This is a genomic window from Streptomyces sp. NPDC048516, assembly GCF_043199875.1.
Classification (GTDB): Bacteria; Actinomycetota; Actinomycetes; order Streptomycetales; family Streptomycetaceae; genus Streptomyces.
The window spans coordinates 86625-110451 of record NZ_JBICWS010000008.1 but is presented as its reverse complement, the minus strand read 5'-3'; the positions used below and the strand labels follow the sequence as shown (position 1 = coordinate 110451).

Sequence of the window (23827 nt, the reverse complement as noted above, 5' to 3'; positions counted from 1 at the left end):
CGCAGCCGGTCGGTCGGTCGGTCGTCAGCCTTGTCGCGAAGCGATGGCATGCTTCGCTCTCCTGGGCTGCCTCTGTGGCAGACCGGCACTACGACCGAAGCGTCGATGCTCCCTCTGCTCTTCTGTTCCGGCTCCGGCCCCCGCTCCCGGTTGTCGCGGCTGCTTCGTGATCACGCACCGACCTGCCGAAGGCCGTGCCACCCTCCATCCGGCTGCCGGGGCACGGCACGTCCTTTTCGGCCTCAGCCGACCCTGCCCCCCGATGGAGCCGGCCCAGAGCCCAGACGGCTGCCGCCGCGAGCCCGGCTGCTCCTATGAGGGCAGCTCCTGTAGGCGCAGGCCTGCGTTGCTGAGCTGCTGGTTTCGCCGGTACCGCTGAATGCTTCGGTTCTGCCGGACCCGAATGCCGGGGGGCCATGCGGTCGCCCGCGGGTACGGGAACCCCGAAGACGGGCAGCAGCCGCGAGGGGCCACCGCGGAGCATGCTGCGGGGCAGCAGGGACAACGGATCCAGGTAGCTCTTGCCTCGGCGCAGGCCCCAGTGGAGGCATGGTGCCCGGCAGTGGAACGGACCGTGCTGCAGGACGGCGACCGGCTGACCTGCGGTGACGTGTTCGCCCTTGTGGACCCTGGGCCGCACGGGCTCGTAGGTGGTGCGTAACGGGGGACGGCCCGAGCGGGACACCTCGATCGTCAGGACACCACGGCCTGCGACGGTTCCGGCATACGCCACCCGGCCGGGTGCCGCTGCCCGTACCAGTGCGCCGGCGGGGGCGGCCAGGTCCACACCCCGGTGCCCGGCCGCCCAGGGCGAAGGAGGCGGCTCCCAGCCGCGTACCACCGTGGGCCCTATGCCCCCTCCGGCCCCTCCCACCGGCCACGCTCTGTTCCCACCAGAGGTGCCGGCCCGCGCCACTGCCTCACGACGTGCCACCCCTCCAGGGCGTGTCACCGGCTCGTCACGGGGCATTTCCGGCGCCTCCAGGGCGCTTGCTCCGCTGCCCGGCTGCCTCACCCCGTCGTCACGTGCCGCACCCGCAGACTCATCCGCCACCTGTTCCACCCTGTGCACCCCGCGCTCCTCCCTCGCGACCAAGGACGGGGCGGCGGTAGCGCTCGCCGGTACGGGAAACAGAGCGGTGAGCACCGCAGTCGCAGCAGGGGCCAGGAGTACACGCAGAGCACGGGCCGGGAAGAAGCAGCTCGGCCCATATCCGGTCGGTTCCGCGCGCGGCGTCGGCGGTAAGGGCGTCGGCGGCCGGAAGCGCGGCCGGGGAGGGAGGACCGGAGGAGGGAGGACCAGAGGAGGGAGGACCAGAGGAGGGAGAGGACGGCGTGGTGGAGAGGGAGGCGGAGCTGGAGAAAGAGGAGGGGAAGGGAACAGGGGCGGGGAGGTGAGCGGGGACTGGAATGGGGCGGGAGACGGGACGAGGTCCGGCGGGCGCTGCGGTCGGCTGTGGTCCGGATCGTGTCGCCTGTTGCCGTCCGGCTCGTGCCTCTCGCTCCGGGCCCGCCCGAGTCGGATGCCGCGGGCCGTACAGGGCCGGCCGCGGCGGGCCGGGTCGGGCCGGTGTCCGCGGAAGCGGCTGACGGCGTGGCGGATCGCGGTCTCGCCGGAGTGTGGTCCAGGGCTTCGCCGAGTGGCCGGTCGCGGAGCGGGTTGCGGGTTCGGTTGTGTGTTCCGTCGCATGTCCCGACGGTGGCGCGGTTCGCCGGGGCGCGGGGATCTTGGTCTGAAGCTGTGGATCGGCGGGCGGTTGTGGACAACGGTGTCACCCGTGCGGGGATCGAAATGGTGTGTGTCGCCCGGTGCATCGGCCGTCCCGTACACTTCTGATGGCGATCCGGGTCACCGGGTCGACTTCGCACGCCCCGCCGTCAGTGCACCAGTCCCTTTCGGGCAGCACGACGGCCGCGCTCCTCGGTCCTCGGACGGCCCCGCAAGGTGCTTTCCCCGGCAGGCGCGTCGGGGCGTCAGGCACCGCGGCCGACCGGCCGCAGTGGAACCGAGCAAAACAAGGAGTACGGCCATGGCCGTCGTCACGATGCGGGAGCTGCTGGAGAGCGGCGTCCACTTCGGGCACCAGACCCGCCGCTGGAACCCGAAGATGAAGCGCTTCATCTTCACCGAGCGCAACGGCATCTACATCATCGACCTGCTCCAGTCGCTGTCGTACATCGACCGCGCCTACGAGTTCGTCAAGGAGACCGTCGCCCACGGCGGCTCGGTCATGTTCGTCGGCACGAAGAAGCAGGCCCAGGAGGCCATTGCCGAGCAGGCGACCCGCGTGGGCATGCCCTACGTGAACCAGCGCTGGCTCGGCGGCATGCTGACCAACTTCTCGACCGTCTACAAGCGCCTGCAGCGCCTGAAGGAGCTCGAGCAGATCGACTTCGAGGATGTGGCCGCCTCCGGCCTCACCAAGAAGGAGCTCCTGGTCCTCTCCCGCGAGAAGGCCAAGCTGGAGAAGACCCTCGGCGGTATCCGCGAGATGCAGAAGGTGCCCAGCGCCGTCTGGATCGTGGACACCAAGAAGGAGCACATTGCCGTCGGTGAGGCGCGCAAGCTCAACATCCCGGTCGTCGCGATCCTCGACACCAACTGCGACCCGGACGAGGTCGACTACAAGATCCCGGGCAACGACGACGCGATCCGCTCCGTCACCCTGCTCACCCGCGTGATCGCCGACGCCGTCGCCGAGGGCCTCATCGCCCGCTCCGGTGCCGCCACCGGCGACCAGAAGCCCGGCGAGAAGGCTGCTGCCGCCGAGCCGCTGGCCGAGTGGGAGCGCGACCTGCTCGAGGGCGAGAAGAAGGCTGACGACGAGGCCCCCAAGGCCGAGGAGAAGCCCGCCGAGGAGGCCGCCCCGGCCGCCGAGGCTCCCGCCGCCGAGGCCGAGAAGCCGGCCGCGGACGCCGAGCAGGCCTGACCCGCAACATCCGGCTGATGACGGCGGGGGAGGGCGCCACAAGCGCCGCCCCCGCCGTCCACCCGTAGATCTTTCGACTTCGAGATTTCGAGAAGAGATTCACAGACCATGGCGAACTACACCGCCGCTGACGTCAAGAAGCTCCGCGAGCTCACCGGCGCCGGCATGATGGACTGCAAGAAGGCCCTGGACGAGGCCGAGGGCAACGTCGACAAGGCCGTCGAGGCGCTGCGCATCAAGGGCCAGAAGGGCGTCGCCAAGCGCGAGGGCCGCTCCGCCGAGAACGGCGCCGTGGTCTCCCTGGTCGGCGACGACAACGCCTCCGGTGTCATCGTCGAGCTGAAGTGCGAGACGGACTTCGTCGCCAAGGGCGAGAAGTTCCAGGCCGTCGCCAACGAGATCGCCGCGCACATCGCGAAGACCTCCCCGGCCGACATCGAGGCCCTGCTCGCCTCCGAGATCGAGGCCGGCAAGACCGTCCAGGCGTTCGTCGACGAGGCCAACGCCACGCTGGGCGAGAAGATCGTCCTGGACCGCTTCGCGCAGTTCTCCGACGGCTACGTGTCGGTCTACATGCACCGCACCATGCCCGACCTGCCGCCGCAGATCGGTGTCCTTGTCGAGCTCGACAAGGAGAACGCCGAGGTCGCCAAGGGCATTGCGCAGCACATCGCCGCGTTCGCCCCGAAGTACCTCGCCAAGGACGACGTCCCGGCCGAGGTCGTCGAGGCCGAGCGCCGCGTCGCCGAGGAGACCACCCGCGCGGAGGGCAAGCCCGAGGCTGCCCTGCCGAAGATCGTCGAGGGTCGCCTCAACGGCTTCTTCAAGGACGCGACGCTGCTCGGCCAGCCGTACGCGCTCGACAACAAGAAGTCCGTCGAGAAGGTCCTGCAGGAGGCCGGTGTCACCCTGAAGCGCTTCGCGCGCATCAAGGTCGGCATCTGAGCCTGTCGCGAAGGCAGCGAATGACCTGCGACCCCGCTAGGGTCGTAGGCAGTCGGCCGCTCAACGGCCGGCCGCAGATGTGACGAGGAGGCCATTGCCGCACAGGGATCTGAACCAGACCCACGGCAATGGCCTTCTTCGTATGTGCACGAGGAGAGCTCAATGATTCACGGTGCCGACGGCGCGCACGCAGACCATGCCGGCCACGGCGGCAGGCGACGCTTCCTGCTGAAGCTGTCGGGCGAAGCATTCGCCGGCGGCGGCGGACTGGGAGTCGACCCCGACGTCGTGCACGCCATGGCCCGCGAGATCGCCGCCGTGGTGCGCGACGGCTACGAGATCGCCATCGTGATCGGCGGCGGAAACTTCTTCCGCGGCGCCGAACTCCAGCAGCGCGGCATGGACCGGGCACGCTCCGACTACATGGGCATGCTGGGCACGGTCATGAACTGTCTGGCCCTCCAGGACTTCCTGGAGAAGGAGGGCATCGACTCCCGCGTCCAGACGGCGATCACCATGGGCCAGGTCGCGGAGCCGTACATTCCGCTGCGTGCGGTGCGCCATCTGGAGAAGGGCCGGGTCGTGATCTTCGGCGCCGGCATGGGCATGCCGTACTTCTCCACCGACACCACCGCCGCCCAGCGCGCCCTGGAGATCGACGCCGAGGCCATGCTGATGGGCAAGAACGGCGTGGACGGCGTCTACGACTCCGACCCCAAGAAGAACCCCGACGCGGTGAAGTTCGACGCCCTCGAATACGGCGAGGTCATCACCCGGGACCTCAAGGTCGCCGACGCCACGGCCATCACGCTCTGCCGGGACAACAAGCTCCCGATCCTCGTCTTCGAGCTGCTCGCCGAGGGCAACATCGCGCGCGCCGTGAAGGGTGAGAAGATCGGCACGCTCGTCAGCGATCAGGGCACCCGGGCCTGACGGCCCCAACTGCCGTGGTTCCGTACGGGCATCGGCCGGTACGGGCGGCAGCTCCCGGCCGGGGGAAGACCCCGGTACGGGGATGGACAACGGCCTGCCGGTCGGACACCGTGCAGGAGAAGACGCGCGGCAGGGGCGAGGCTCTGCTTCTTACCGAAAAGACCAGGAGCAAGTGGTGATCGAAGAGATCCTCCTCGAGGCCGAGGAGAAGATGGAGAAGGCCGTCGTGGTCGCCAAGGAGGACTTCGCCGCGATTCGCACCGGGCGTGCGCACCCGGCGATGTTCAACAAGATCGTGGCGGACTACTACGGTGCGATGACGCCGATCAACCAGCTGGCGTCGTTCTCGGTTCCCGAACCGCGGATGGCCGTGGTGACCCCGTTCGACAAGAGCGCGCTGCGCAACATCGAGCAGGCCATCCGCGACTCCGACCTCGGCGTCAACCCGAGCAACGACGGCAACATCATCCGGGTGACGTTCCCCGAGCTGACCGAGGAGCGCCGCAAGGAGTTCATCAAGGTCGCGAAGAACAAGGGCGAGGACGCGAAGATCTCGATCCGCAGCGTCCGCCGCAAGGCCAAGGAAACGCTCGACAAGCTCGTCAAGGACAAGGAAACCGGCGAGGACGAGGTGCGCCGCGCCGAGAAGGAGCTCGACGACACCACCGCGAAGTACGTCGCGCAGGTGGACGAGCTGCTCAAGCACAAGGAATCCGAGCTCCTCGAGGTCTGATGAACGAGTCTTCCTGGGGGGCCGCCCCGCCCGCCGCCGGACCCCGGGCATCGCCCGACCACGGACCGGCCTCCTCGCTCCGCGGGGCGGCGCCCCCCGCCCCGGCGGGTCCCGGGCACGACTGGGGCGACCCGGACCGGACTCGGCCCCTGCCCTTCGTGCCGGGGCCAGGCGGACACCAGGACGACGACCGGGGATATCGGGACATCCGGGATAACCGGGATCACCTGGACGACCGGGGGGCTGCTCGACCGAGCGGCCCCCTGTTCCGCGACGAAAAGCCGCAGGAGCCCATGCCCACCCCTCTTTCCGGGTCCGACAACTCGCCGGACTCAGAGAAGCCGAAGAAGAAGAGCGCGGGCCGCAATCTGCGCGCCGCGATAGGGGTCGGTATCGGCCTCGGCGCGATCATCGTTGCGTCGCTCTTCGTCTACAAGCCTGTCTTCATCGGCGTGATAGCGATCGCCGTAGTGGTGGGCCTGTGGGAGCTGACCTCGCGGCTGGCGGAGCGCAAGGACATCAAGGTGCCGCTGGTGCCGCTCGCGGTCGGTGGGACCGCCATGGTGGCCGCCGGATATGTCCGCGGCGCCGAGGGCGCCTGGGTGGCGATGGCGCTCACCGCGCTGGCCGTCCTCGTCTGGCGGATGACCGAGGCCCCCGAAAACTATCTGCGGGATGTCACCGCGGGCGTCTTCGCGGCGTTCTACGTGCCCTTCCTCGCGACGTTCGTGGCGCTGATGCTCGCGGCCGAGCCCGACGGGCCGGAGCGGGTGCTGACCTTCCTGATGCTGACGGTGGTCAGCGACACCGGCGCGTACGCGGTCGGCTGGCGGTTCGGCAGGCACAAGCTCGCGCCGCGCATCAGCCCCGGAAAGACCCGCGAGGGACTTGCCGGCGCGGTGCTTTTCGCGATGGTGGCCGGCGCACTGTGCATGGAATTCCTGATCGCGCACGGGGCCTGGTGGCAGGGCCTGCTGCTCGGCCTCGCCGTCGCGGCCAGCGCCACCCTCGGCGACCTCGGCGAATCCATGATCAAGCGCGATCTCGGCATCAAGGACATGGGCACCCTGCTCCCCGGCCACGGCGGCATCATGGACCGCCTCGACTCCCTGCTGCCGACGGCGCCGGTGGTGTGGCTGCTGTTCGTGATCTTCGTGGGGTCCGGCTGAACCCAGGGGTCTCCTGATGCCTGTGAGGGGCCCGCCGCACCGAGCGGCGGGCCCCTTTCGCATGCGCAGGCGGGAGGGAGAGGCAAGTGGACCGGCCGCCCTTGCCCGGGCAGAGGGATCCCGCCTCCGAGCCGGTGCCGGTACATCCGGTCAGCCGCTCTCTCAGTGGCCGTGGCCGCCGCTGTGGTCGGTGCCGCTGTGGTCGTTGTGGGCGACGATGGTCCACGGGCGCATCAGGTCGTCGTCTTCGTGTTCGAGGATGTGGCAGTGGTGGACGTACGTCGCCGGCAGCTTCGTGCCGCTGTTCGGGATCGACGCGATTGTCTCCGTCGGCGGGCTGAATTCCTGAACGATGATTCTGGTCACCGTCTCCGGATAGGACTTGAAGGTGTCCTTGTCGGACCGTGCTTCGTCCGGGTCCGGCGGACTCGGTGGGCCGGTGAGATAGTGCGCCAACACCGGCCGGTCCTCCGGTTTGCGGCCGCCGTCGAGCCACTTTTCGTAATCCGCCTGGTAGGCGGCTGCATCGATCGGCTGCCTGTTCAGCACCTGGAAGTTGACGAGGTGAACATGCATCGGGTGGGCGTCGTGGTTGGGGTTGATGTACTCCCAGATTTCTGCCGAGCCCGCCTTGATGAAGTCCTGGGACGGCTCCATGAAGGGCAGCGCGTTGAACGTCATGGTGCCGAAGAGCTTGTGCTGGTACGTGACCCATTCCCGCCGGCGGATGCCCGGCTTCGGCTCGATGGGCGCGACCGCCGGCAGCTGGAGTTTCTTGGGCGGAGTCGTCCTGTCCGCGCCTCCGGACAATCGTTTGGTGACCCGGAACTGCATGATTTCCGAAATCACCGGCCCCATGCCGGGCATGCCGGGGTAGTGGACCGGTGCGTGGTAATTCTGCAAGGTGATGTTCGTTCCCATGGGCATCTGACTGAAGTCGACGATCAGGTCGTACCGCTCGGCCGGCGAGATCAGGAAGTTCAGCATCTGCAAGGGAGCACGGAAGCCGCCGTCGGTGCCGATCAGCCAGAACGGCAGTGTGGGCTGAGGCAGTACGTCCCTGGGAACGTCGAACCTCAGCCGCCAGAAACGCTCGTTCGACGCGTTGAGAATGCGCAGCCGGTAGCGTCGCGGCTCGACCGCCAGGAAGGGGTACGCCTTCCCGTTGACGACCGGGGTGTCCTCGCCCTCCCTCTGGGCCATGGTGTAGGCGAGTGAGCCGTCCCGGTGGAAGGTCCGGTCCTGCAGGATGAGGGGGACCTCGAATTCGCCTCGCGGCAGCCTGAGCCGCTCGTCGGCGGGGTCACGAATGAGGTAGAGACCGGCGAGGCCCGCATAGACATTGACGCTGGTCATTCCCATGCCGTGATCGTGATACCAGAGCATGCACGAACGGTCGTGATTGGTGTAGGCGCAGATCGCTTCGTTGGGTTTGACCCGGCTCGGGTCCAGGGTGGTGTAGGACTCGGCATGGAAGCCGTCCGGGCTGAACGAATGCAGCGGCATTCCGTCGGACTGTGGCGCCGTGAAACCACCGTGTTGGTGCACGACGTTCCACACGTTGATATTCGGGGGAAAGGGCGGTTCGCTCTTGTAGGGCGGCGGAGGGCTCGGGGCGAGCTGGGGGTCCCCGTTGCGAATGCCGTCGATCACGGACTGGAACAGGTGGGTGGTCGGCAGCTTGTTGCGGTATTTGACGACCGTCGGATGGTCCCTGGTCACGCTGAGCGTCGGCCCCAGATAGCCCATGCCGATCGGCCTGCGAGGGTCGTGCGGGTTCGTGGCCCAGTACCCCCATACGGTTGCCGGCCCGAGATCGCGGTGGAAGCGCCACGAGCCCTTCCGCATCGTGATCTCGTAGTAGTCGGCGCCCGGATAGACGGAAGGATCCGAGATGGCCGTCATCGGCCTGGGCAGCGGATCGACGTACCTCTCCAGCGGAGGGGTCTGCGGCACCGCGCTGTCCGCGGACCCGGTTCCGTGAGCGGGTGACGCATCCTCCTGAGCTCCCAGAACACCCCGTGAGAGCATCATGCCCGCACCACCCAGGGCACCGGCCGTGGCGCCGGCCATGAGGAATTTCCTTCGCCCGAACATCGTCTTCAGCCCTCCGCCGCCTCATGTGACGTCCACAGGGGTACAGGGCTGGTTCCGACCGTTGCTGCAGCACGCCGGTCCGGTCCGGGAAAGCCACTCATTGAGCCGACCTCGGCAGAAATCCGGCAGCTATCGCAATGAGAATTGGATGGAGGAGGAGAAGGGGAAGGGGGAGGGGGAGGGGGAGGGGAAGAGGAAGGGAGGCGCTATTGCTGTCGGTCTGAACCCATGTAAATCCGTCTCTCCTGGCCGGCACAAGCAGCGGTTGACATCAGCCTCGCGGCCGACGGCGAAGCGGGCGCGCCGGACGGCGTCCCCCGGAAGGTCACCGATACCGACGTCGAGCAGGTCATCGCCAAGACGCTTGAGCGTCGGGGCGCGGGGCGTTACCGGCGGAGGCTGGGCGGGGTGTGGAGCGTGCTGACGCAAGGCGGAGGACGGAGTCGACGCGGAGCGCGGCGAGTGATGGCGGCGCCTGGGGTCCCCGTGCTCGAAGAATGAGGGGAGGGTGTGCCCTCCGCGGGTCGCCGCATGACCGGAACGGCAGGTCGTAGGCCGTGGGCCGGTACAGCAGCCCGTACGCTGACGCACGTGACGCGCTTGATTGTGGCAGCAGGAGGAGGCGGCGACGCTGTTGCCGCGGCGATGCTGGATGCCGCCCTCTATGGCGGCGAGAGTCCGGCGGTGGTCCTCACCTACTCGTGGGACCGTCTCTTGGTGGACCCCGTGCCGGGCCCAAGAGGGCCGGCCAACTTCACCGGCCTCCGCCCGCTCACCCGCAGCGTCCAGGCCGTACCCGCCGACGCCGCACCGATTGCTCCCGCGGGCTCGACGCTTCCCCGGCTGGCCGCAGAGCTCCCGCAGACCTTCGCGCTGATCGATCCGCACCATGGCGCCGAGGGAATTGTTCGCCAGCTCGAAGAGCTGGTTCAGCACTTGGAGCCGGACTCCGTCGACCTCCTTGACGTGGGCGGCGACATCCTCGCTCAGGGTGACGAGCCCACCCTTCGCAGTCCCCTTGCCGATGCCCTCACCCTCGCGGGGTGCTGCGAACTCAACTTCCCCGTACGGCTCCTGGTCGCCGGTCCCGGCCTCGACGGCGAACTGCCCGCCGACGTCCTGCGTGATCGCTTGGGTCCCGTTGTCCTGAGGCTCAGGGCCGAGCACGTCACACCCGCCGGCGTGGTACTGGAATGGCACCCTTCCGAGGCAACGGCCATGCTGGCCGTCACGGCACGAGGCGTCCGCGGTCTGTGCGAAGTGAGGGACGTCGGCCTGCCGGTCCCGCTCACCGACGACGGCCCTGCCGTGTACGAGGCCGATCTCGACGAGGCCCTGAACCGCAACCAGCTCGCCGGAGCGATCCTCGCCACGGAGAACCTGCACCAGGTCGAGCAGCACAGCCGGGAAATCTGCGGCTTCTCCGAAATCGACCACGAACGCGACAAGGCCAGTCGGCCCGGCAGCCAGCCCGCCCAAAAGCTCGGTCCGGAAGCCGTACTCCACCAGCTCGACGAGTTCGAAGCCGACGCCCGGTCCCGCGGGATCACCCACACCACGTTCCGCCGGCTCACCGAAGCCTTCGGCCTCAGCGGCAACCAGCGCCAGGACCTCAGAGCCCTACTGCTCAGCAGCCGCCCGGAGCAGTACCAAGCCCCGCTCTGGCACATCCCGTCCGGAGCTTGAGCAACAGCTTTCTCCACGAGTTCAAGCTCCCGGCTGCGCTCCGCTCCGGCGGGCGGGCTTCCCGGCTCCGCTCGGGGCGCCGCTCCAGCGTCCGGCCCCCTCCGCCCCGGCTGAGGCGACGCCCGCCGGCATGTGGATAGGGCCGGAGACCGTGGGGTCGCAGGGTCGGAGCCAGTAGCGTGCTCGGATATCCCGGATTCACGTGTCTGCTCCGGCAACGATGCGAGTGCATCGGCTCGAACAATCCGCGACAGATCGCCTGCCGTGCCGCCACTGGCTGTGATGTGGCCAGCGTTGATGCCGGCGAGCGCAACTTTCTGCCCCGCACATCGACTCCGAGCAGCACCCTTCCGCGTTGGCTGCTGCCTTCGGGATCGACGAGTGGTCGGGGGACCTCACGCCGGAGGGCGACGACACCGAAGAAGATCACGATCTACAGCTCGGGTACTGGAGGAGCCGGGGTTGGTCGCCCGCCTACTGACCTGCCGATCCATCGTGGAGATCACCACCAGGCTTACTAAGCAGTGATCAGCCCGTCTGGCTCTGCTGCAGCTGATCTCAGGTTAGAGCGTGGAGGGTCACGAACGAACGCCGCTCGATGAAGTGCTCGAAGGCCGGTTGCACCTCGCCATTCACGAGATCGACGCCGCAGATGAAGAGCTCGGGGCGGTTCGACAGCAGCTCGAAATCCCGCATGGCGTCTGCGAACCGGCACACCACGCCTGGCTCGGTTGCGGAGTCGATGACCAGCACGTGGCTGTGCAGGGCCACAGGTGTCTGGCGGGCCCAGCCCACTACGTCTTCGTCCGAGACGCCATCCAGTGCCAGCGACCGGTGCGGCAGGTCTCGCCAGTCGATGCCGCCGCCTTCCCACGGGAGTGCGCTGAGGTAGGCATCGAACCGGGCAGACAGGAGCATGGGCTGTACGTCCGCGCCATGCTCACGGAGCCAGAGTTCGATCTGATCAATGCGCATCGCCGAAAGGCTAGATCAACCGGGGATCGCCTCCCGAGCAGGGGAAGAGCCGTTCCTCAGTGGCCGGGCCGCCCGCGGTCCGCCGGCAGCGCCACGTGACCGGAGGACGTCCTGGGCCGCCTCGGGGCCGTGCGAGGCCGGTCACCGGCGACCGGGGCCACAGCGGGTGACCGCCCCCTCACCCCTCCCACCTGGGCGCCCGTAAATGATCTGCCACACTGGACGCACCATGCCTGCACCCGGAGAACTCACTTTCGTCGCGCCGCGTGGGGCCAAGAAGCCTCCGCGGCACCTTGCCGATCTCAGTCCCGTCGAGCGTCGCGAAGCGGTGGCCGCGATCGGGGAGAAGCCGTTTCGCGCCAAGCAGCTGTCGCAGCACTATTTCGCCCGTTATGCGCACGATCCTGCGCTGTGGACCGACATCCCGGCGGCGGCGCGCGAGAAGCTGGCGAGCGAGCTGTTGCCGGATCTGATGAAGGTCATGCGGCACATCTCGTGTGACGACGACACCACGCGCAAGACCCTGTGGAAGCTGCACGACGGCACGCTCGTCGAGTCCGTGCTGATGCGCTACCCGGACCGGGTCACCATGTGCATCTCGTCGCAGGCCGGCTGCGGGATGAACTGTCCGTTCTGCGCAACGGGGCAGGCGGGCCTGGACCGTAATCTGTCGACCGCCGAGATCGTGCACCAGATCGTCGACGGGATGCGTGCGCTGCGCGACGGCGAGGTGCCGGGCGGGCCGGCGCGGCTGTCGAACATCGTCTTCATGGGGATGGGCGAGCCGCTGGCCAACTACAAGCGGGTGGTCGGGGCGATCCGGCGGCTGACCGACCCCGAGCCCGACGGGCTGGGGCTGTCCCAGCGGGGGATCACCGTCTCGACGGTCGGGCTGGTGCCGGCGATGCTGCGGTTCGCCGACGAAGGATTCAAGTGCCGGCTGGCGGTGTCGCTGCATGCGCCCGATGACGAGCTGCGCGACACCCTGGTGCCCGTCAACACGCGCTGGAAGGTGCGTGAGGTACTGGACGCGGCCTGGGAGTACGCGGAGAAGTCCGGGCGGCGGATCTCGATCGAGTACGCGCTGATCAGGGACATCAACGACCAGGCGTGGCGCGGTGACCTGCTGGGACGGCTGCTGAAGGGCAAGCGCGTCCATGTGAACCTCATTCCGCTGAATCCGACGCCCGGCTCGAAGTGGACCGCCTCGCGTCCCGAGGACGAGCGGGCGTTCGTCCAGGCCATCGAGGCGCACGGCGTGCCGGTGACCGTCCGCGACACCCGCGGCCAGGAGATCGACGGCGCCTGCGGGCAGCTCGCGGCCTCGGAACGCTGACCGCCCGCTGGTACTGTGTGATCGAACAAATGCATCATCCGACAGGGGAGCGCCACAGCGCTGAGAGTGCGGAAGCGTCGTAGAGCTACGGTGCCCGCAGACCCTTGAACCTCGCCCGGGTCATTCCGGGTAGGAAGTTCGGTCGTCACTCATGCTGTTTGCGCCCCGCCCCGGGCCGCCTTCCTGCGTCTTCGGACGCCGAGAGTCGCGGACACCGGGCGGGGCCGCGTCTCTTCCTGGCCAGCCAGGAGGAAATCAGTGAGCACCACGAGCAGAATCACCGCCACGGCGGTCGCCGCCGCGGTCGGCATGTCCGCGCTGGCCGCCTGCGGTGCCCCGGGCGGCGGGGGAGCGGACGCCAAGACCGTCACGCTCGTCAGCCATGACTCGTTCAACGTCTCCAAGTCGGTCCTGCGCGCCTTCGAGAAGGAGAGCGGCTACAAGGTCAGGATCCTCAAGGGCGGGGATGCCGGGAAGGCCGTCAACCAGGCGATCCTGTCCAAGGGAAATCCGCAGGGCGATGTGTTCTTCGGTATCGACAACACGCTGCTCTCGCGCGGTCTGCACGAGGGGATTTTCAGCCCGTACAAGGCCAAGGGGCTGGCGGACGTGCCGGCGGGGCTGCAGCTCGACAAGGGCGAGCACCGTGTCACCCCGCTCGACTACGGCGACATCTGCGTCAACTACGACCGCGGCTACTTCGCCCGGCACAAGACCGCGCCGCCGAAGACCTTCGACGATCTGCTCGAGCCCCGGTACAAGGGGATGCTCGTGACGGAGAATTCCGCCACCTCCTCCCCGGGGCTCGCCTTCCAGCTCGGCACCATCGCCAAGTACGGGCAGTCCGGCTGGCAGGGCTACTGGAAGAAGCTCAAGGCCAACGGCGTCGAGGTCGTCGACGGTTGGGAACAGGCCTACTACGACCGGTTCTCGGGCTCCGCGGCCGGCAAGGCCAAGGGCAAGGGCGACAAGCCGCTGGTGGTCTCCTACGCCTCCAGCCCGCCGGCCGAGGTGCTGGGCAAGAAGCCCGCGCCCAAGGAGGCGCCCACCGGGGTCGCGGCGGGCACCTGCTTCCGCCAGATCGAATTCGGCGGCCTGCTCAAGGGGGCGAAGAACGAGAAGGGCGGTAAGGCGCTGCTGGACTTCCTGCTGAGCAAGAAGTTCCAGGAGGACGTACCGCTGCAGATGTTCGTCAACCCGGCACGCGAAGGTGCCAAGGTGCCGGAGCTGTTCACCAAGTACGGCACGACGATCGACAAGCCCACGACCCTGCCTCCCGAGACGATCACCAAGAACCGCGAACAGTGGATCAAGCAGTGGTCCTCGCTCGTTCTGAAGTAGTCCGCGGCCGGCGCCCGCGGCCCGTGCGGGGAACGGCGGCGCGGCTCGGCCTGATGGCGGTGCCGCTCGCCTTCTTCGCGCTGTTCTTCGCCTATCCCGTCGTGGCGATCGTCGGACGGGGCCTCACCGACGGCGGACAGTGGCAGCTGGGCCGGTTCGGCGCAGTGCTGAGCGACCCGGACATCGTCCAGGTGCTGTGGTTCACCGTCTGGCAGGCGGCGGCCTCCACGGGGCTGACCCTGCTGATCGCGCTGCCCGGTGCCTATGTCTTCGCGCGGTTCGACTTCCCCGGCAAGCAGGTGCTGCGGGCGGTGGTGGCGGTGCCGTTCGTGCTGCCGACCGTCGTCGTCGGTTCGGCCTTCCTGGCGCTGGCCGGGCGGGGCGGGCTGCTGGACGAGCTGTGGGGCCTGCGCCTGGACACCTCGGTGTGGGCGATCCTGCTCGCGCATGTGTTCTTCAACTACGCCGTGGTCGTCCGGACCGTCGGCGGGCTCTGGGCCCAGCTCGACCCGCGTCAGGAAGAGGCGGCGCGGATGCTGGGGGCCGGCCGGTTCGCGGCCTGGCGCAGGGTGACACTGCCCGCCCTGGGGCCCGCCGTCGCGGCCGCCGCGCTCATGGTCTTCCTCTTCACCTTCACCTCCTTCGGGGTGGTGCAGATTCTGGGCGGGCCCACCTTTGCGACGCTGGAGGTGGAGATCTACCGGCAGACAGCGGAGTTCCTGGATCTTCCGACGGCCGCCGTCCTCACCATGGTCCAGTTCGCGGCGGTGCTGGGCGTGCTGGCGGTGCATGCCTGGACGGTGCGCCGCCGGGAGACCGCCCTGCGGCTCGTGCCGGCGTCGCAGACCGCACACCGGCCACGCGGCCGCGGCCAGTGGACGCTGCTGTGGGCGACGCTCGCCGTCATCACCGTCCTCCTCATCGTGCCGCTCCTCGTGCTCGTGGAGCGATCGTTCGCCGGGCCGGACGGCTACGGAGCGGTGTTCTACACCTCGCTGCGGTCGGCCGCGAGCGCCGACAGCACCTTCGCCGTCGCGCCCCTGGACGCCCTGTGGAACTCCCTCACCTATGGGGCGGCCGCCACGGCGATCGCGCTGGTGGTGGGCGGACTGGCGGCCGCGGCGCTGACCCTCCCCCGCCTGAGCAGAGGCCCATCCGGGCGGACGGCCCTGGTGAGCCGGTTCGTCCGGGGCTTCGACGCCCTGCTGATGCTGCCCCTCGGGGTGTCCGCGGTGACCGTCGGCTTCGGATTCCTGATCAGTCTCGACACACCGCCGCTCGATCTGCGCGCCTCGTGGTGGCTGGTGGCGCTCGCCCAGGCGCTGGTGGGGGTGCCGTTCGTGGTCCGGACGATGCTGCCGGTCCTGCGGGCGGTCGACGGACGGCTGCGGGAGGCGGCCGCCGTGCTCGGTGCCTCGCCGTGGCGGGTGTGGCGCGAGGTCGACCTGCCGATGGTGCGGCGGGCCCTGCTGATCGCCGCGGGCTTCGCCTTCGCCGTCTCCCTCGGTGAGTTCGGCGCGACGGTCTTCATCGCGCGGCCGGACCAGCCGACGCTGCCGGTCGCCGTGGCACGCCTGCTGGGACGTGCGGGAGAGCTCAACTACGGGCAGGCGATGGCCCTGTCGACCCTCTTGATGGTGGTGTGCGCCGGTGCCCTGCTGGTACTGGAGCGCCTGCGCCCCCTCGACCACTCCGGGGAGTTCTAGATGACGGCACGGGCCGGGACCACGGCGCAGGAACTGCTGCGGCTGGGCGGGGTGACCGTCCGCTTCGGCACGGCGGGGCGCCCCGCACTGGACGCGGTGGATCTGGACGTCGCCGCGCACGAAATCGTGTGCGTCCTGGGGCCGAGCGGCAGCGGCAAGTCCACCCTGCTCAGGGTGGTCGCCGGGCTCCAACAGGCCGACGCGGGAGCGGTGTTGCTGGAGGGGCGGGAGCAGTCCGGGGTGCCTGCCCACCGGCGCGGGGTCGGCCTGATGTTCCAGGACCACCAGCTCTTCCCGCAGCACGACGTCGAGGGCAACGTCGCCTTCGGGCTGCGGATGCGGGGTTCCGCACGCGCCGAGCGGGAGCGCACGGTCGCCGAACTGCTCGACCTCGTCGGACTGCCGGGCGCCCAGCGGCGCGCCGTGGCCTCCCTGTCCGGCGGCGAACAGCAGCGGGTCGCACTGGCCCGTGCGCTGGCCCCCCGCCCTCGCCTGCTGATGCTCGACGAACCCCTCGGCCAGCTCGACCGCGGCCTGCGCGAACGGCTGGTCGTCGAACTCCGCCGCCTCTTCGGCGAACTGGGAACCACGGTGCTGGCGGTCACCCACGACCAGGGCGAGGCCTTTGCGCTCGCCGACCGGGTCGTGGTGATGCAGGACGGCCGGATCGCACAGACCGGCACCCCGCTGGAGGTCTGGCAGCGGCCCGCCACCGAATTCGTCGCCCGCTTCCTCGGCTTCGACAACGTGGTCGCGGCGACGGTGCAGGGCGAGGCCGCTGCCACCCCCTGGGGCAAGGTGCCGGTCCCGGACGGTACGGCCGACGGGCCGTGCCGCCTGCTCGTCCGCCCGGCCGGGGTGCGGCTGACCGCCGCCCCGGAAGGCCTGCCCTGTACGGTCACGGCCCGTACCTTCCGTGGCACCCATGTCGCGCTGCTGCTGCAGCCGGCCGGGGGTCCGCAGGTGGAAGCGGCCTGCGCACTGCGGGACGCGCCGGAGGTGGGGGAGCGGGTGGGCATCTCCTTCGCCGCCCAGGACGTGGTGGTGCTGGGCGCGCCGGGTACTACGGGCTGATCACCTCGGGTACGACGGGCTGATCACCCCGGAGCCAGCGGACTGATCACGCCGGACTCGACGGGCAGGTCACGCCGGACTCGACGGGCGGGTCACGCCGGACTCGACGGGCGGGTCACACCGGATGCCGCGGGCCGGCCACACGGAGCGGGCGCCCCTGGGCTCCCGGGGTGCGGGGGGTGTCAGCGTGCCGCCACTTCCGCCTTCGCCTCATCCGCCGTCGGCGCGCCGGGCCCGTCCCCCGGTTCCGGTTCGCCGAACCAGGCGACCGCGACGGCGCCCGCCACGGCCACCACGAACCCGAGGACGGCGACCCAGGCGAAGCCCGGACGCGAGGAGTCGCCCAGCCACAGCACCCCGAGAATGCCCGGGACCACCGTCTCGCCCACCACCAGCGCCGCCGTGGCGCCGTTCACCGAGCCGATCTGCAGCGCGACGGTGTGCAGATACATGCCCCCGATTCCGGCCACCAGAATCGCGTACAGGGCGGGGTCGCCGAGCAGCGACGGCAGATGGAAGGGGTCCACGCCGTTCAGCACGCGCACGCCGATCCCGAGCGCCCCGAAGCCCAGACCGGAGAGCAGGCCCGCGAGGATCGCGGCCCGTCCACCGAGCAGCCGCACGATCAGGGTGCCACCGAGGATCAGTACGACGGAAGCGGCGAGCAGCCACCAGTGGGCGGCGATCGGTGTGTGGCCGCTGCCTTCCGGCCCGGCGGCCGTGGCCAGCAGCACCAACGCCCCGCACACCACGCCGATGGAGCTCCACTCGGCCCGGGAGAGCCGGATCCCGAGGAGCTTGATGCTCAGCACCGCCGTGATCACGAGGTTGGCGCTGATCACGGTCTGGGAGAGGAACAGCGGCAGCAGCCGGGCGGCCAGCGCGCCGAGCCCGAACCCCAGGAAGTCCAGCACCGTGCCGACCATGAACTCCCAGGTCACGGCCGCCTTCGCGGTGGACGACAGGCTGGGGCCGCCGTGCTGGGTGACACCGGTGGTGGAGGCCTCGGCCGCCTCCCGGCGGGCGGATTTGCGCGAGCCCACCGCCTGCAGGACCGATCCCGTGCCGTAGCAGGCCGATGCCGCCACGGCCGTCAGAAGACCGATGATCACCAAGAGCTCCGTTCGCCCGCTGTGTGAAACCGTCTGTTACATGAACCGTCTGTTACGTGCCCGGCCTGGCAGACGTGCATTTCGGGACGGGAGTTGCCTCGGCGGTCGAACCCGCCGTCCGGCCGGCTGGGGAGGCCGCGCCGGTGCACGGTGCCCCATGCGCGGTGCACGGTGCCCGGGGCTTCGGCACGGCGCGTGCGAGGGACCGCCGGTGGGTCAGGAATCGGCCCCCGACCGGAGGCGGGACAGCGCCTCGGGAGCTTCGTCCACCGAGTCGACCAGGGCGATCCTGGCCGCCATGGGGCGGTCCGCCGCGAGGGCCCGGAGCAGTGGCCAGGTGGGCAGCGTCTCGGTCCAGTGCTCGCGGTTCACCAGCACCATCGGGGTCGGCTCGCCCCGCGACCCGTAGTAGTTGGGCGTCGCGTTGTCGAAGATCTCCTGTACGGTCCCGGCCGCGCCCGGAAGGAAGACGACGCCCGCATTGGAGCGCGCCAGCAGGCCGTCCTCACGCACCGCGTTGACGAAGTACTTCGCTATGTGGGACGCGAAGACGTTCGGCGGCTCATGGCCGTAGAACCAGGTGGGGATGCCGACCGAGGCTCCGCCGCCCGGCCGGCTGTGCCGGATGTCGAAGGCGGCCCGCGCCCATTCGGTGATCGACTCGGTGAAGTGCGGTGCCTTGGCGAGACGTTCCAGCGCCGCGTCGAGCATGCCGTCCTCGAAGGGCGCGGCGTACGCCCCGAGGTTCGCCGCCTCCATCGCACCGGGGCCGCCACCCGTCGCGACGGTCAGGCCGTCCCGGCTGAGCCGGCGGCCGAGCCGGGCCGCACCCGCGTAGTCCGCACCATCGCGCCGCAGGGCGTGGCCGCCCATGATGCCCACCACCTGTGCGCCGGCGAGGTGTTCGTCGAGGGCGTCGGAGACGGCGTCGTCGTGGATGCCGCGCAGCATCGAGGAGAAGATGTCGCCGTCCGACTTGGTCTCCTGGTACCAGCGGTACGCGCCGGCGTCCGGGGTGGCGTCGTAACCGGCCTCGGCCAGCCGCGTGAAGAGTTCGTCCGGCCCGTACAGACTGCCACGGTAGGGATCGAACGGCAGGTCCGGTACGGGCGGGAAGACCAGCGAGCCACCGGCCCGTATCTTGGCGGCGGCGTCCGGCTCCATGACACAGCCGAGGAACACCGACTCCGTGGTGTCCGTGCTGAGCAGCGCGAACGTACGGTCCGTCAGATCGACCGACTGGACGCGGTGTCCGGCGAGACTGCCGGCGGTGACCACCCGGTCGAACTCCGCCAGGGATTCGATTTCGTGGTCGTGGTTGTCGTCGTGGGCCGGGAAGCGGCGGGACGCTGAGGACTCTGCATTCGACACGTCCGTCATGTTAGGACCGCAGCGATGCCACCGGAGGACCGAGGTGCCCGTCCGCGGCCGCCGCGTCGAGTGCGGCCCGCAGGGCGCCGTCGTAGGTCGGGCGCGCCTGTGCGCGGACGTCCCGGCCCTGATCCGTGATCACGCTGTACACCCGCGTCGGTCGTCGGGGCACAGGTTACGGCGGGTCAGACCGGACGACTCCAGGCCCAGCGGCACGGCCGGCCGTGCCGGGCCGCGGTGAGAGGGGCGGCGCGGGCGGAGACGGGGCGGGATCCGTCGCGCCCTCGGCGCGCCGGCCGTCCCCGGTCCGCCCGCCCCCTCAGTGCACGAGCGGAAGCGTGGCCATCTCCGCGACGGTCCAGGTCAGCGGAGCCAGGACGATCACCAGCGCCAGGGCGCGCAGGGCCGCTGCCCGGTAGAGGACGGAGGCGGAGGCGCCCAGGCGGCGGAGGGCGGCCGTGGTGTGGGCGCGGGCCGAGCGGGATTCCACCGCGGCGGTGAGCGCGCTGGCGGTGACACAGGCGAGAACGACGGCCGCGCCGACGGCGGTGAGCGGCCCGAAAGGACGGGAGGACGAGGCTTCGTAGACCTTCATGGCGGCGTACGCGGCGGAGCCGACCGCGCACAGGACACCGAGCGGGCGTCCGAGGCGGTGCGACTCCTCCTGCAGTACCCGCCCGGACAGCAGGCGCAGTGCGCCGGGCCGCCCGGCGCAGAGGAGCCGGCCGCACAGATGCACCAGCCCGGGTCCGGCCAGCACCAGGCCGAAAGCCGACAGCGCCCAGCCGGCCAGGACTTCCGGCGGGCTGCCGATCAGCCGGCCGGGGAGGGGCAGCAGCCCGCTGTGGGCGCCGGGAGTGCGGCTGGTGTACGCCTCGATCGCCAGGCCGGCCGCGGCCAGGGCGATGCCCCACGGGAGACCGGAGGGCGGGGCGATCGTGGGGCGGCTCACGTCCTCGCAGGCGCCGGCTTCGTGGCGGGGGCGCAGGGCGACGGCCGTGGCCGCCGCGGCGGTCAGCGGAACGGTGGCCAGCAGCATGAGGGCGCCGACGAGCGGTACCGGATGGCCGGCGCCGAGCAGGTCGTCGTCGAAGAGCGGGACGGTGGAGGGGCCGCCGAGGTCGCCGCGGAGACGGAGGAAGGCGACGAGCGCGGCGAGGACACCGAGCACACAGGTCAGCGCGGTGGAGACGGTGGCGAGCAGGGTGAGGCGGAGCGGGCCCAGGCCGGCGGCGGTCATACCGCGCTGGAGGCGGGCGGCGGGATCCGTGCGAGCCGTGGACACCGCGAACTGGGCCGTGGCGGCGAGCGGGGCCGTGCACCACAGCAGCCGGACCAGCGACTCGTCGGCCGCGGACGGGTGGCCGGCGGCGTGGCCGACGGTGGAGAGCAGCAGGAAGCCGGTGCCGGCCGCCGCGGCGGCGACACAGAGGCGGCGCAGCAGGACGAGGGGGTGGGAGCCGCGGGCTAGACGGAGAGCGAGCACGCTGCCCTGCTTTCCTCATCGGAGGAACCGGCGGCCTCGGCCGCGGCGCTGGACTGGCGGCCGTCGAGGAGCGCCAGGGACCGGTCGGCCAGCGTGGCGACCTCAGGGTCGTGGGTCGCCAGGACGACGGTGATCTGGTGCGAGCGGGCCGCGGTGGTCAGGGTGCGCAGCACCTGGGTGCCGTCGGAGCGGTGCAGGGGGGCGGTCGGCTCGTCGGCGAACAGCACCTGGGGGGTGGTGGCGAGGGCGCGGGCGATGGCGATGCGCTGGCGCTGGGACTGGTCGAGCCGCGCGGGACGGCGGTTCGCGCACATGCCGACGTCGAGGCGGTCCAGCCATTCGACGGCGGTGTGCTTGGCGGAGCGGGTGCCGGTGCCGCGCAGGAGGAGGGGGAGGGCGGCGTTCTCCCAGGCGGTGAGTTCGGGGACGAGGTGCGGTTCGGTGTCGATCCAGCCGAACCGGTCCAGACGCAGCCGTTCGCGGCTGGGGGAGGAGAGGGTGTGCACGGGCGCGCTGTTGAACCAGACCTCGCCCTCGGACGGGACGAGTTGGCCGGAGAGACATTTCAGAAGGGTGGTCTTGCCACTGCCGCGCGGGCCGGTGACGGCGAGGATCTCGCCCTCGCGGACGCCGACGGAGACTCCGGCGAGGGCCGAGGTGCCGCCGTGCGTGTGGTGCAGGCCGCGGGCCCAGAGAACGTCGTTGTCAGGCGGGGCCACCATCTGCGCACCTCTTGTTGTAGGCGTCGAATCGTTCCCCCGACCGGGTGAACGACCATGGAGGGTATCGGTCACTAGCACGGTAAGGACTGGTGACCCCCGGTATTCGTGGCTTGGCAGCACAACGGCCCAGATTCACTCGTATGGCTTGAAGTGAGTGAATCCGGGCCGCTGGATGTTCAGTTGTGGATGAGTGCACCAGGAGGTGACGCGAGGCTCAGAGCTTGGTCCAGGCCTCGGTGAGGACGGAGCGCAGGATCTGCTCGATCTCGTCGAAGACCGGCTGGTCCGCGATCAGCGGCGGGGCCAGCTGGATGACCGGGTCGCCACGGTCGTCGGCGCGGCAGTAGAGACCGTTGTCGTACAGCGCCTTGGAGAGGAAGCCGTACAGGACGCGCTCGGTCTCCTCGTCGTTGAAGGACTCCTTGGTGACCTTATCCTTGACGAGCTCGATGCCGTAGAAGAAGCCGTTGCCGCGGACGTCGCCGACGATCGGCAGGTCGTGCAGCTTCTGCAGGGTGCTCAGGAAGTTGCCCTCGTTGTCGAGGACGTGCTGGTTGAGGCCCTCGCGCTCGAAGATGTCGAGGTTGGCGACGCCGACGGCCGCGGAGACCGGGTGGCCGCCGAAGGTGTAGCCGTGCAGGAAGGTGTTGTCGCCCTTGTAGAACGGCTCGGCCAGGCGGTCGGAGATGATGCAGGCGCCGATCGGGGAGTAGCCCGAGGTCATGCCCTTGGCGCAGGTGATCATGTCCGGGACGTAGCCGAACTTGTCACAGCCGAACATCGTGCCGAGGCGGCCGAAGGCGCAGATGACCTCGTCGGAGACGAGCAGCACGTCGTACTGGTCGCAGATCTCGCGGACCCGCTGGAAGTAGCCGGGCGGCGGCGGGAAACAGCCGCCGGCGTTCTGCACCGGCTCCAGGAAGACCGCGGCGACGGTCTCGGGGCCCTCGAAGAGGATCTGCTGCTCGATCTGGTCGGCGGCCCAGCGGCCGAAGGCCTCGGGGTCGTCGCCGTGGATCGGGGTGCGGTAGATGTTGGTGTTCGGGACCTTGTGCGCGCCGGGGACCAGCGGCTCGAAGGGGGCCTTCAGGCCGGGCAGACCGGTGATGGACAGGGCGCCCTGCGGGGTGCCGTGGTAGGCCACCGCGCGGGATATCACCTTGTGCTTCATCGGCTTGCCGGTGAGCTTGAAGTACTGCTTGGCCAGCTTCCAGGCGGTCTCGACGGCCTCGCCGCCGCCGGTGGTGAAGAAGACCTTGTTGAGGTCGCCCGGCGCGTGGTGGGCCAGGCGCTCGGCAAGCTCCACGGCCTTGGGGTGGGCGTAGGACCATACGGGGAAGAAGGCCAGCTCCTGCGCCTGCTTGTAGGCGGTCTCGGCGAGCTCGACCCGGCCGTGGCCGGCGTTGACCACGAAGAGGCCGGCCAGGCCGTCGATGTAGCGCTTGCCCTTGTCGTCGTAGATGTTGGTGCCCTCACCGCGCACGATCGTGGGCACGGGGGCATTCTCGTACGACGACATGCGGGTGAAGTGCATCCACAGGTGGTCGTAGGCCGTCTTGGAGAGGTCGCCGCTCATCGTTATCTCGTTCCCCAGGTGTAGGTCTGCTTCCGGAGCTTGAGGTACACGAAGCTCTCGGTGGATCGGACGCCGGGAAGCGTGCGGATCCGCTTGTTGATCATTTCCAGAAGGTGGTCGTCGTCCTCGCAGACGATCTCGATGAGGAGATCGAAGGATCCTGCCGTCATGACGACGTACTCGACCTCTTCCATGGTCGTCAGGGCGTCGGCCACGGGGTCGAGGTCACCTTCGACGTTGATGCCGACCATTGCCTGCCGACGGAAACCGACCGTGAGGGGGTCGGTGACCGCGACGATCTGCATCACGCCTTGGTCGAGCAGTTTCTGTACGCGCTGGCGTACCGCCGCTTCGGACAGGCCGACGGCCTTGCCGATCGCGGCGTACGGACGGCGCCCGTCCTCCTGGAGCTGCTCGATGATCGCCAGGGAGACGGAGTCGATCGACGGAGTGCCGTTTCTGTCACGAGTGGCCACGTCGTTCACTGTGCACGAGCCTCGTCTGTCGTGCAACCCCCAGACGATGAAATTAGTCGTGTCGCGATCTAAATTTCACTGATTCCGTTGTTCCTGAGTGGCGGGTGTGTCGAAAACGTGGGTTCCATGGCTAGGGTGGAGCCACATCACCGGATATCT

At 69.6% G+C, this 23827-nt stretch carries 21 protein-coding genes and 1 riboswitch; of the genes, 11 read left to right on the top strand and 10 right to left on the bottom strand.

Annotated elements, in window-relative coordinates; translation table 11 throughout:
• Window positions 1-88: 88 nt before the first annotated feature.
• Window positions 89-970 (bottom strand): murein hydrolase activator EnvC family protein, encoded by an 882-nt coding sequence (locus ACGFR7_RS17885; RefSeq protein ID WP_393319651.1) that lies wholly within the window; start codon window positions 968-970, stop codon window positions 89-91.
• A 1060-nt stretch (window positions 971-2030) separates the two neighbouring features.
• Between ACGFR7_RS17885 and rpsB the strand changes: the two genes are divergently transcribed.
• The 5 genes from rpsB (at window position 2031) to ACGFR7_RS17860 (ending at window position 6710) form a co-directional block, all read left to right on the top strand.
• Window positions 2031-2930 carry a 30S ribosomal protein S2 gene (gene rpsB / locus ACGFR7_RS17880; RefSeq protein ID WP_018087132.1) on the top strand — a complete coding sequence of 300 codons (900 nt, stop codon included), beginning with the start codon at window positions 2031-2033 and terminating at the stop codon, window positions 2928-2930.
• A gap of 108 nt (window positions 2931-3038) precedes the next feature.
• Window positions 3039-3875, top strand: a complete 837-nt coding sequence (gene tsf / locus ACGFR7_RS17875; RefSeq protein ID WP_393319647.1) for a translation elongation factor Ts — start codon at window positions 3039-3041, stop codon at window positions 3873-3875.
• Window positions 3876-4037: 162 nt separating this feature from the next.
• Window positions 4038-4808, top strand: a complete 771-nt coding sequence (gene pyrH, locus ACGFR7_RS17870; protein WP_088800294.1) for a UMP kinase — start codon at window positions 4038-4040, stop codon at window positions 4806-4808.
• Window positions 4809-4983: 175 nt separating this feature from the next.
• Window positions 4984-5541 carry a ribosome recycling factor gene (gene frr / locus ACGFR7_RS17865; protein ID WP_030087489.1) on the top strand — a complete coding sequence of 186 codons (558 nt, stop codon included), beginning with the start codon at window positions 4984-4986 and terminating at the stop codon, window positions 5539-5541.
• Window positions 5541-6710: a phosphatidate cytidylyltransferase gene (locus ACGFR7_RS17860; RefSeq protein WP_393319643.1), complete on the top strand. Its 1170-nt coding sequence runs from the start codon at window positions 5541-5543 to the stop codon at window positions 6708-6710. The genes frr and ACGFR7_RS17860 overlap by 1 nt, the downstream gene beginning before the upstream one ends.
• Before the next feature lie 162 nt (window positions 6711-6872).
• Here the strand turns inward: ACGFR7_RS17860 and ACGFR7_RS17855 are convergent, their stop codons facing one another.
• A complete protein-coding gene (locus ACGFR7_RS17855; RefSeq protein WP_393319640.1) occupies window positions 6873-8666 on the bottom strand; it encodes a multicopper oxidase family protein in 1794 nt (597 codons plus the stop codon).
• 732 nt (window positions 8667-9398) lie between these two features.
• Here ACGFR7_RS17855 and ACGFR7_RS17850 point away from each other — a divergent pair.
• Entirely contained in the window at window positions 9399-10493 is a 1095-nt protein-coding gene (locus tag ACGFR7_RS17850) for a DUF1152 domain-containing protein (protein ID WP_393319637.1), read from the top strand.
• A gap of 355 nt (window positions 10494-10848) precedes the next feature.
• Window positions 10849-10974 carry a hypothetical protein gene (locus tag ACGFR7_RS17845; protein ID WP_393319635.1) on the top strand — a complete coding sequence of 42 codons (126 nt, stop codon included), beginning with the start codon at window positions 10849-10851 and terminating at the stop codon, window positions 10972-10974.
• A 77-nt stretch (window positions 10975-11051) separates the two neighbouring features.
• Here the strand turns inward: ACGFR7_RS17845 and ACGFR7_RS17840 are convergent, their stop codons facing one another.
• The gene (locus ACGFR7_RS17840; protein WP_393319632.1) at window positions 11052-11468 is read right to left on the bottom strand and encodes a hypothetical protein; all 417 of its coding nucleotides are present in this window, start codon (window positions 11466-11468) and stop codon (window positions 11052-11054) included.
• Window positions 11469-11697: 229 nt separating this feature from the next.
• Here ACGFR7_RS17840 and rlmN point away from each other — a divergent pair, with 229 nt between their 5' ends.
• The 4 genes from rlmN to ACGFR7_RS17820 all read left to right on the top strand — a co-directional run bounded on the left by rlmN (window position 11698) and on the right by ACGFR7_RS17820 (window position 16925).
• Window positions 11698-12804, top strand: a complete 1107-nt coding sequence (rlmN, locus tag ACGFR7_RS17835) for a 23S rRNA (adenine(2503)-C(2))-methyltransferase RlmN (protein WP_393319629.1) — start codon at window positions 11698-11700, stop codon at window positions 12802-12804.
• Between the two features lie 33 nt (window positions 12805-12837).
• A riboswitch (TPP riboswitch) is annotated at window positions 12838-12958 on the top strand.
• Between the two features lie 104 nt (window positions 12959-13062).
• The gene (locus tag ACGFR7_RS17830; RefSeq protein ID WP_393319626.1) at window positions 13063-14145 is read left to right on the top strand and encodes a thiamine ABC transporter substrate binding subunit; all 1083 of its coding nucleotides are present in this window, start codon (window positions 13063-13065) and stop codon (window positions 14143-14145) included.
• The gene (locus ACGFR7_RS17825) at window positions 14121-15851 is read left to right on the top strand and encodes an ABC transporter permease (protein WP_393320169.1); all 1731 of its coding nucleotides are present in this window, start codon (window positions 14121-14123) and stop codon (window positions 15849-15851) included. The genes ACGFR7_RS17830 and ACGFR7_RS17825 overlap by 25 nt, the downstream gene beginning before the upstream one ends.
• Window positions 15852-16925, top strand: coding sequence for an ABC transporter ATP-binding protein (locus ACGFR7_RS17820; protein ID WP_393319623.1), 1074 nt, complete (start codon window positions 15852-15854; stop codon window positions 16923-16925). It begins immediately after the preceding gene.
• Window positions 16926-17107: 182 nt separating this feature from the next.
• Here the strand turns inward: ACGFR7_RS17820 and ACGFR7_RS17815 are convergent, their stop codons facing one another.
• The 7 genes from ACGFR7_RS17815 to ACGFR7_RS17785 all read right to left on the bottom strand — a co-directional run bounded on the left by ACGFR7_RS17815 (window position 17108) and on the right by ACGFR7_RS17785 (window position 23668).
• Window positions 17108-18037 (bottom strand): hypothetical protein, encoded by a 930-nt coding sequence (locus ACGFR7_RS17815; RefSeq protein WP_393319620.1) that lies wholly within the window; start codon window positions 18035-18037, stop codon window positions 17108-17110.
• Window positions 18038-18253: 216 nt separating this feature from the next.
• On the bottom strand, window positions 18254-19408 hold the full coding sequence (locus ACGFR7_RS17810) for an LOG family protein (RefSeq protein ID WP_393319618.1): 1155 nt from the start codon (window positions 19406-19408) through the stop codon (window positions 18254-18256).
• 10 nt (window positions 19409-19418) lie between these two features.
• A complete protein-coding gene (locus tag ACGFR7_RS17805; RefSeq protein WP_393319615.1) occupies window positions 19419-19550 on the bottom strand; it encodes a hypothetical protein in 132 nt (43 codons plus the stop codon).
• A gap of 177 nt (window positions 19551-19727) precedes the next feature.
• Complete coding sequence (locus ACGFR7_RS17800; protein WP_393319613.1) at window positions 19728-20894, bottom strand: hypothetical protein; 1167 nt, start codon at window positions 20892-20894, stop codon at window positions 19728-19730.
• Window positions 20876-21616: an ABC transporter ATP-binding protein gene (locus ACGFR7_RS17795; protein WP_393319610.1), complete on the bottom strand. Its 741-nt coding sequence runs from the start codon at window positions 21614-21616 to the stop codon at window positions 20876-20878. Before ACGFR7_RS17795 ends, ACGFR7_RS17800 begins: the two co-directional genes overlap by 19 nt.
• A 214-nt stretch (window positions 21617-21830) precedes the next feature.
• The gene (locus ACGFR7_RS17790) at window positions 21831-23192 is read right to left on the bottom strand and encodes an aspartate aminotransferase family protein (RefSeq protein ID WP_393319607.1); all 1362 of its coding nucleotides are present in this window, start codon (window positions 23190-23192) and stop codon (window positions 21831-21833) included.
• Between the two features lie 2 nt (window positions 23193-23194).
• Window positions 23195-23668, bottom strand: coding sequence for an Lrp/AsnC family transcriptional regulator (locus ACGFR7_RS17785; protein WP_042150015.1), 474 nt, complete (start codon window positions 23666-23668; stop codon window positions 23195-23197).
• Window positions 23669-23827 lie beyond the last annotated feature (159 nt).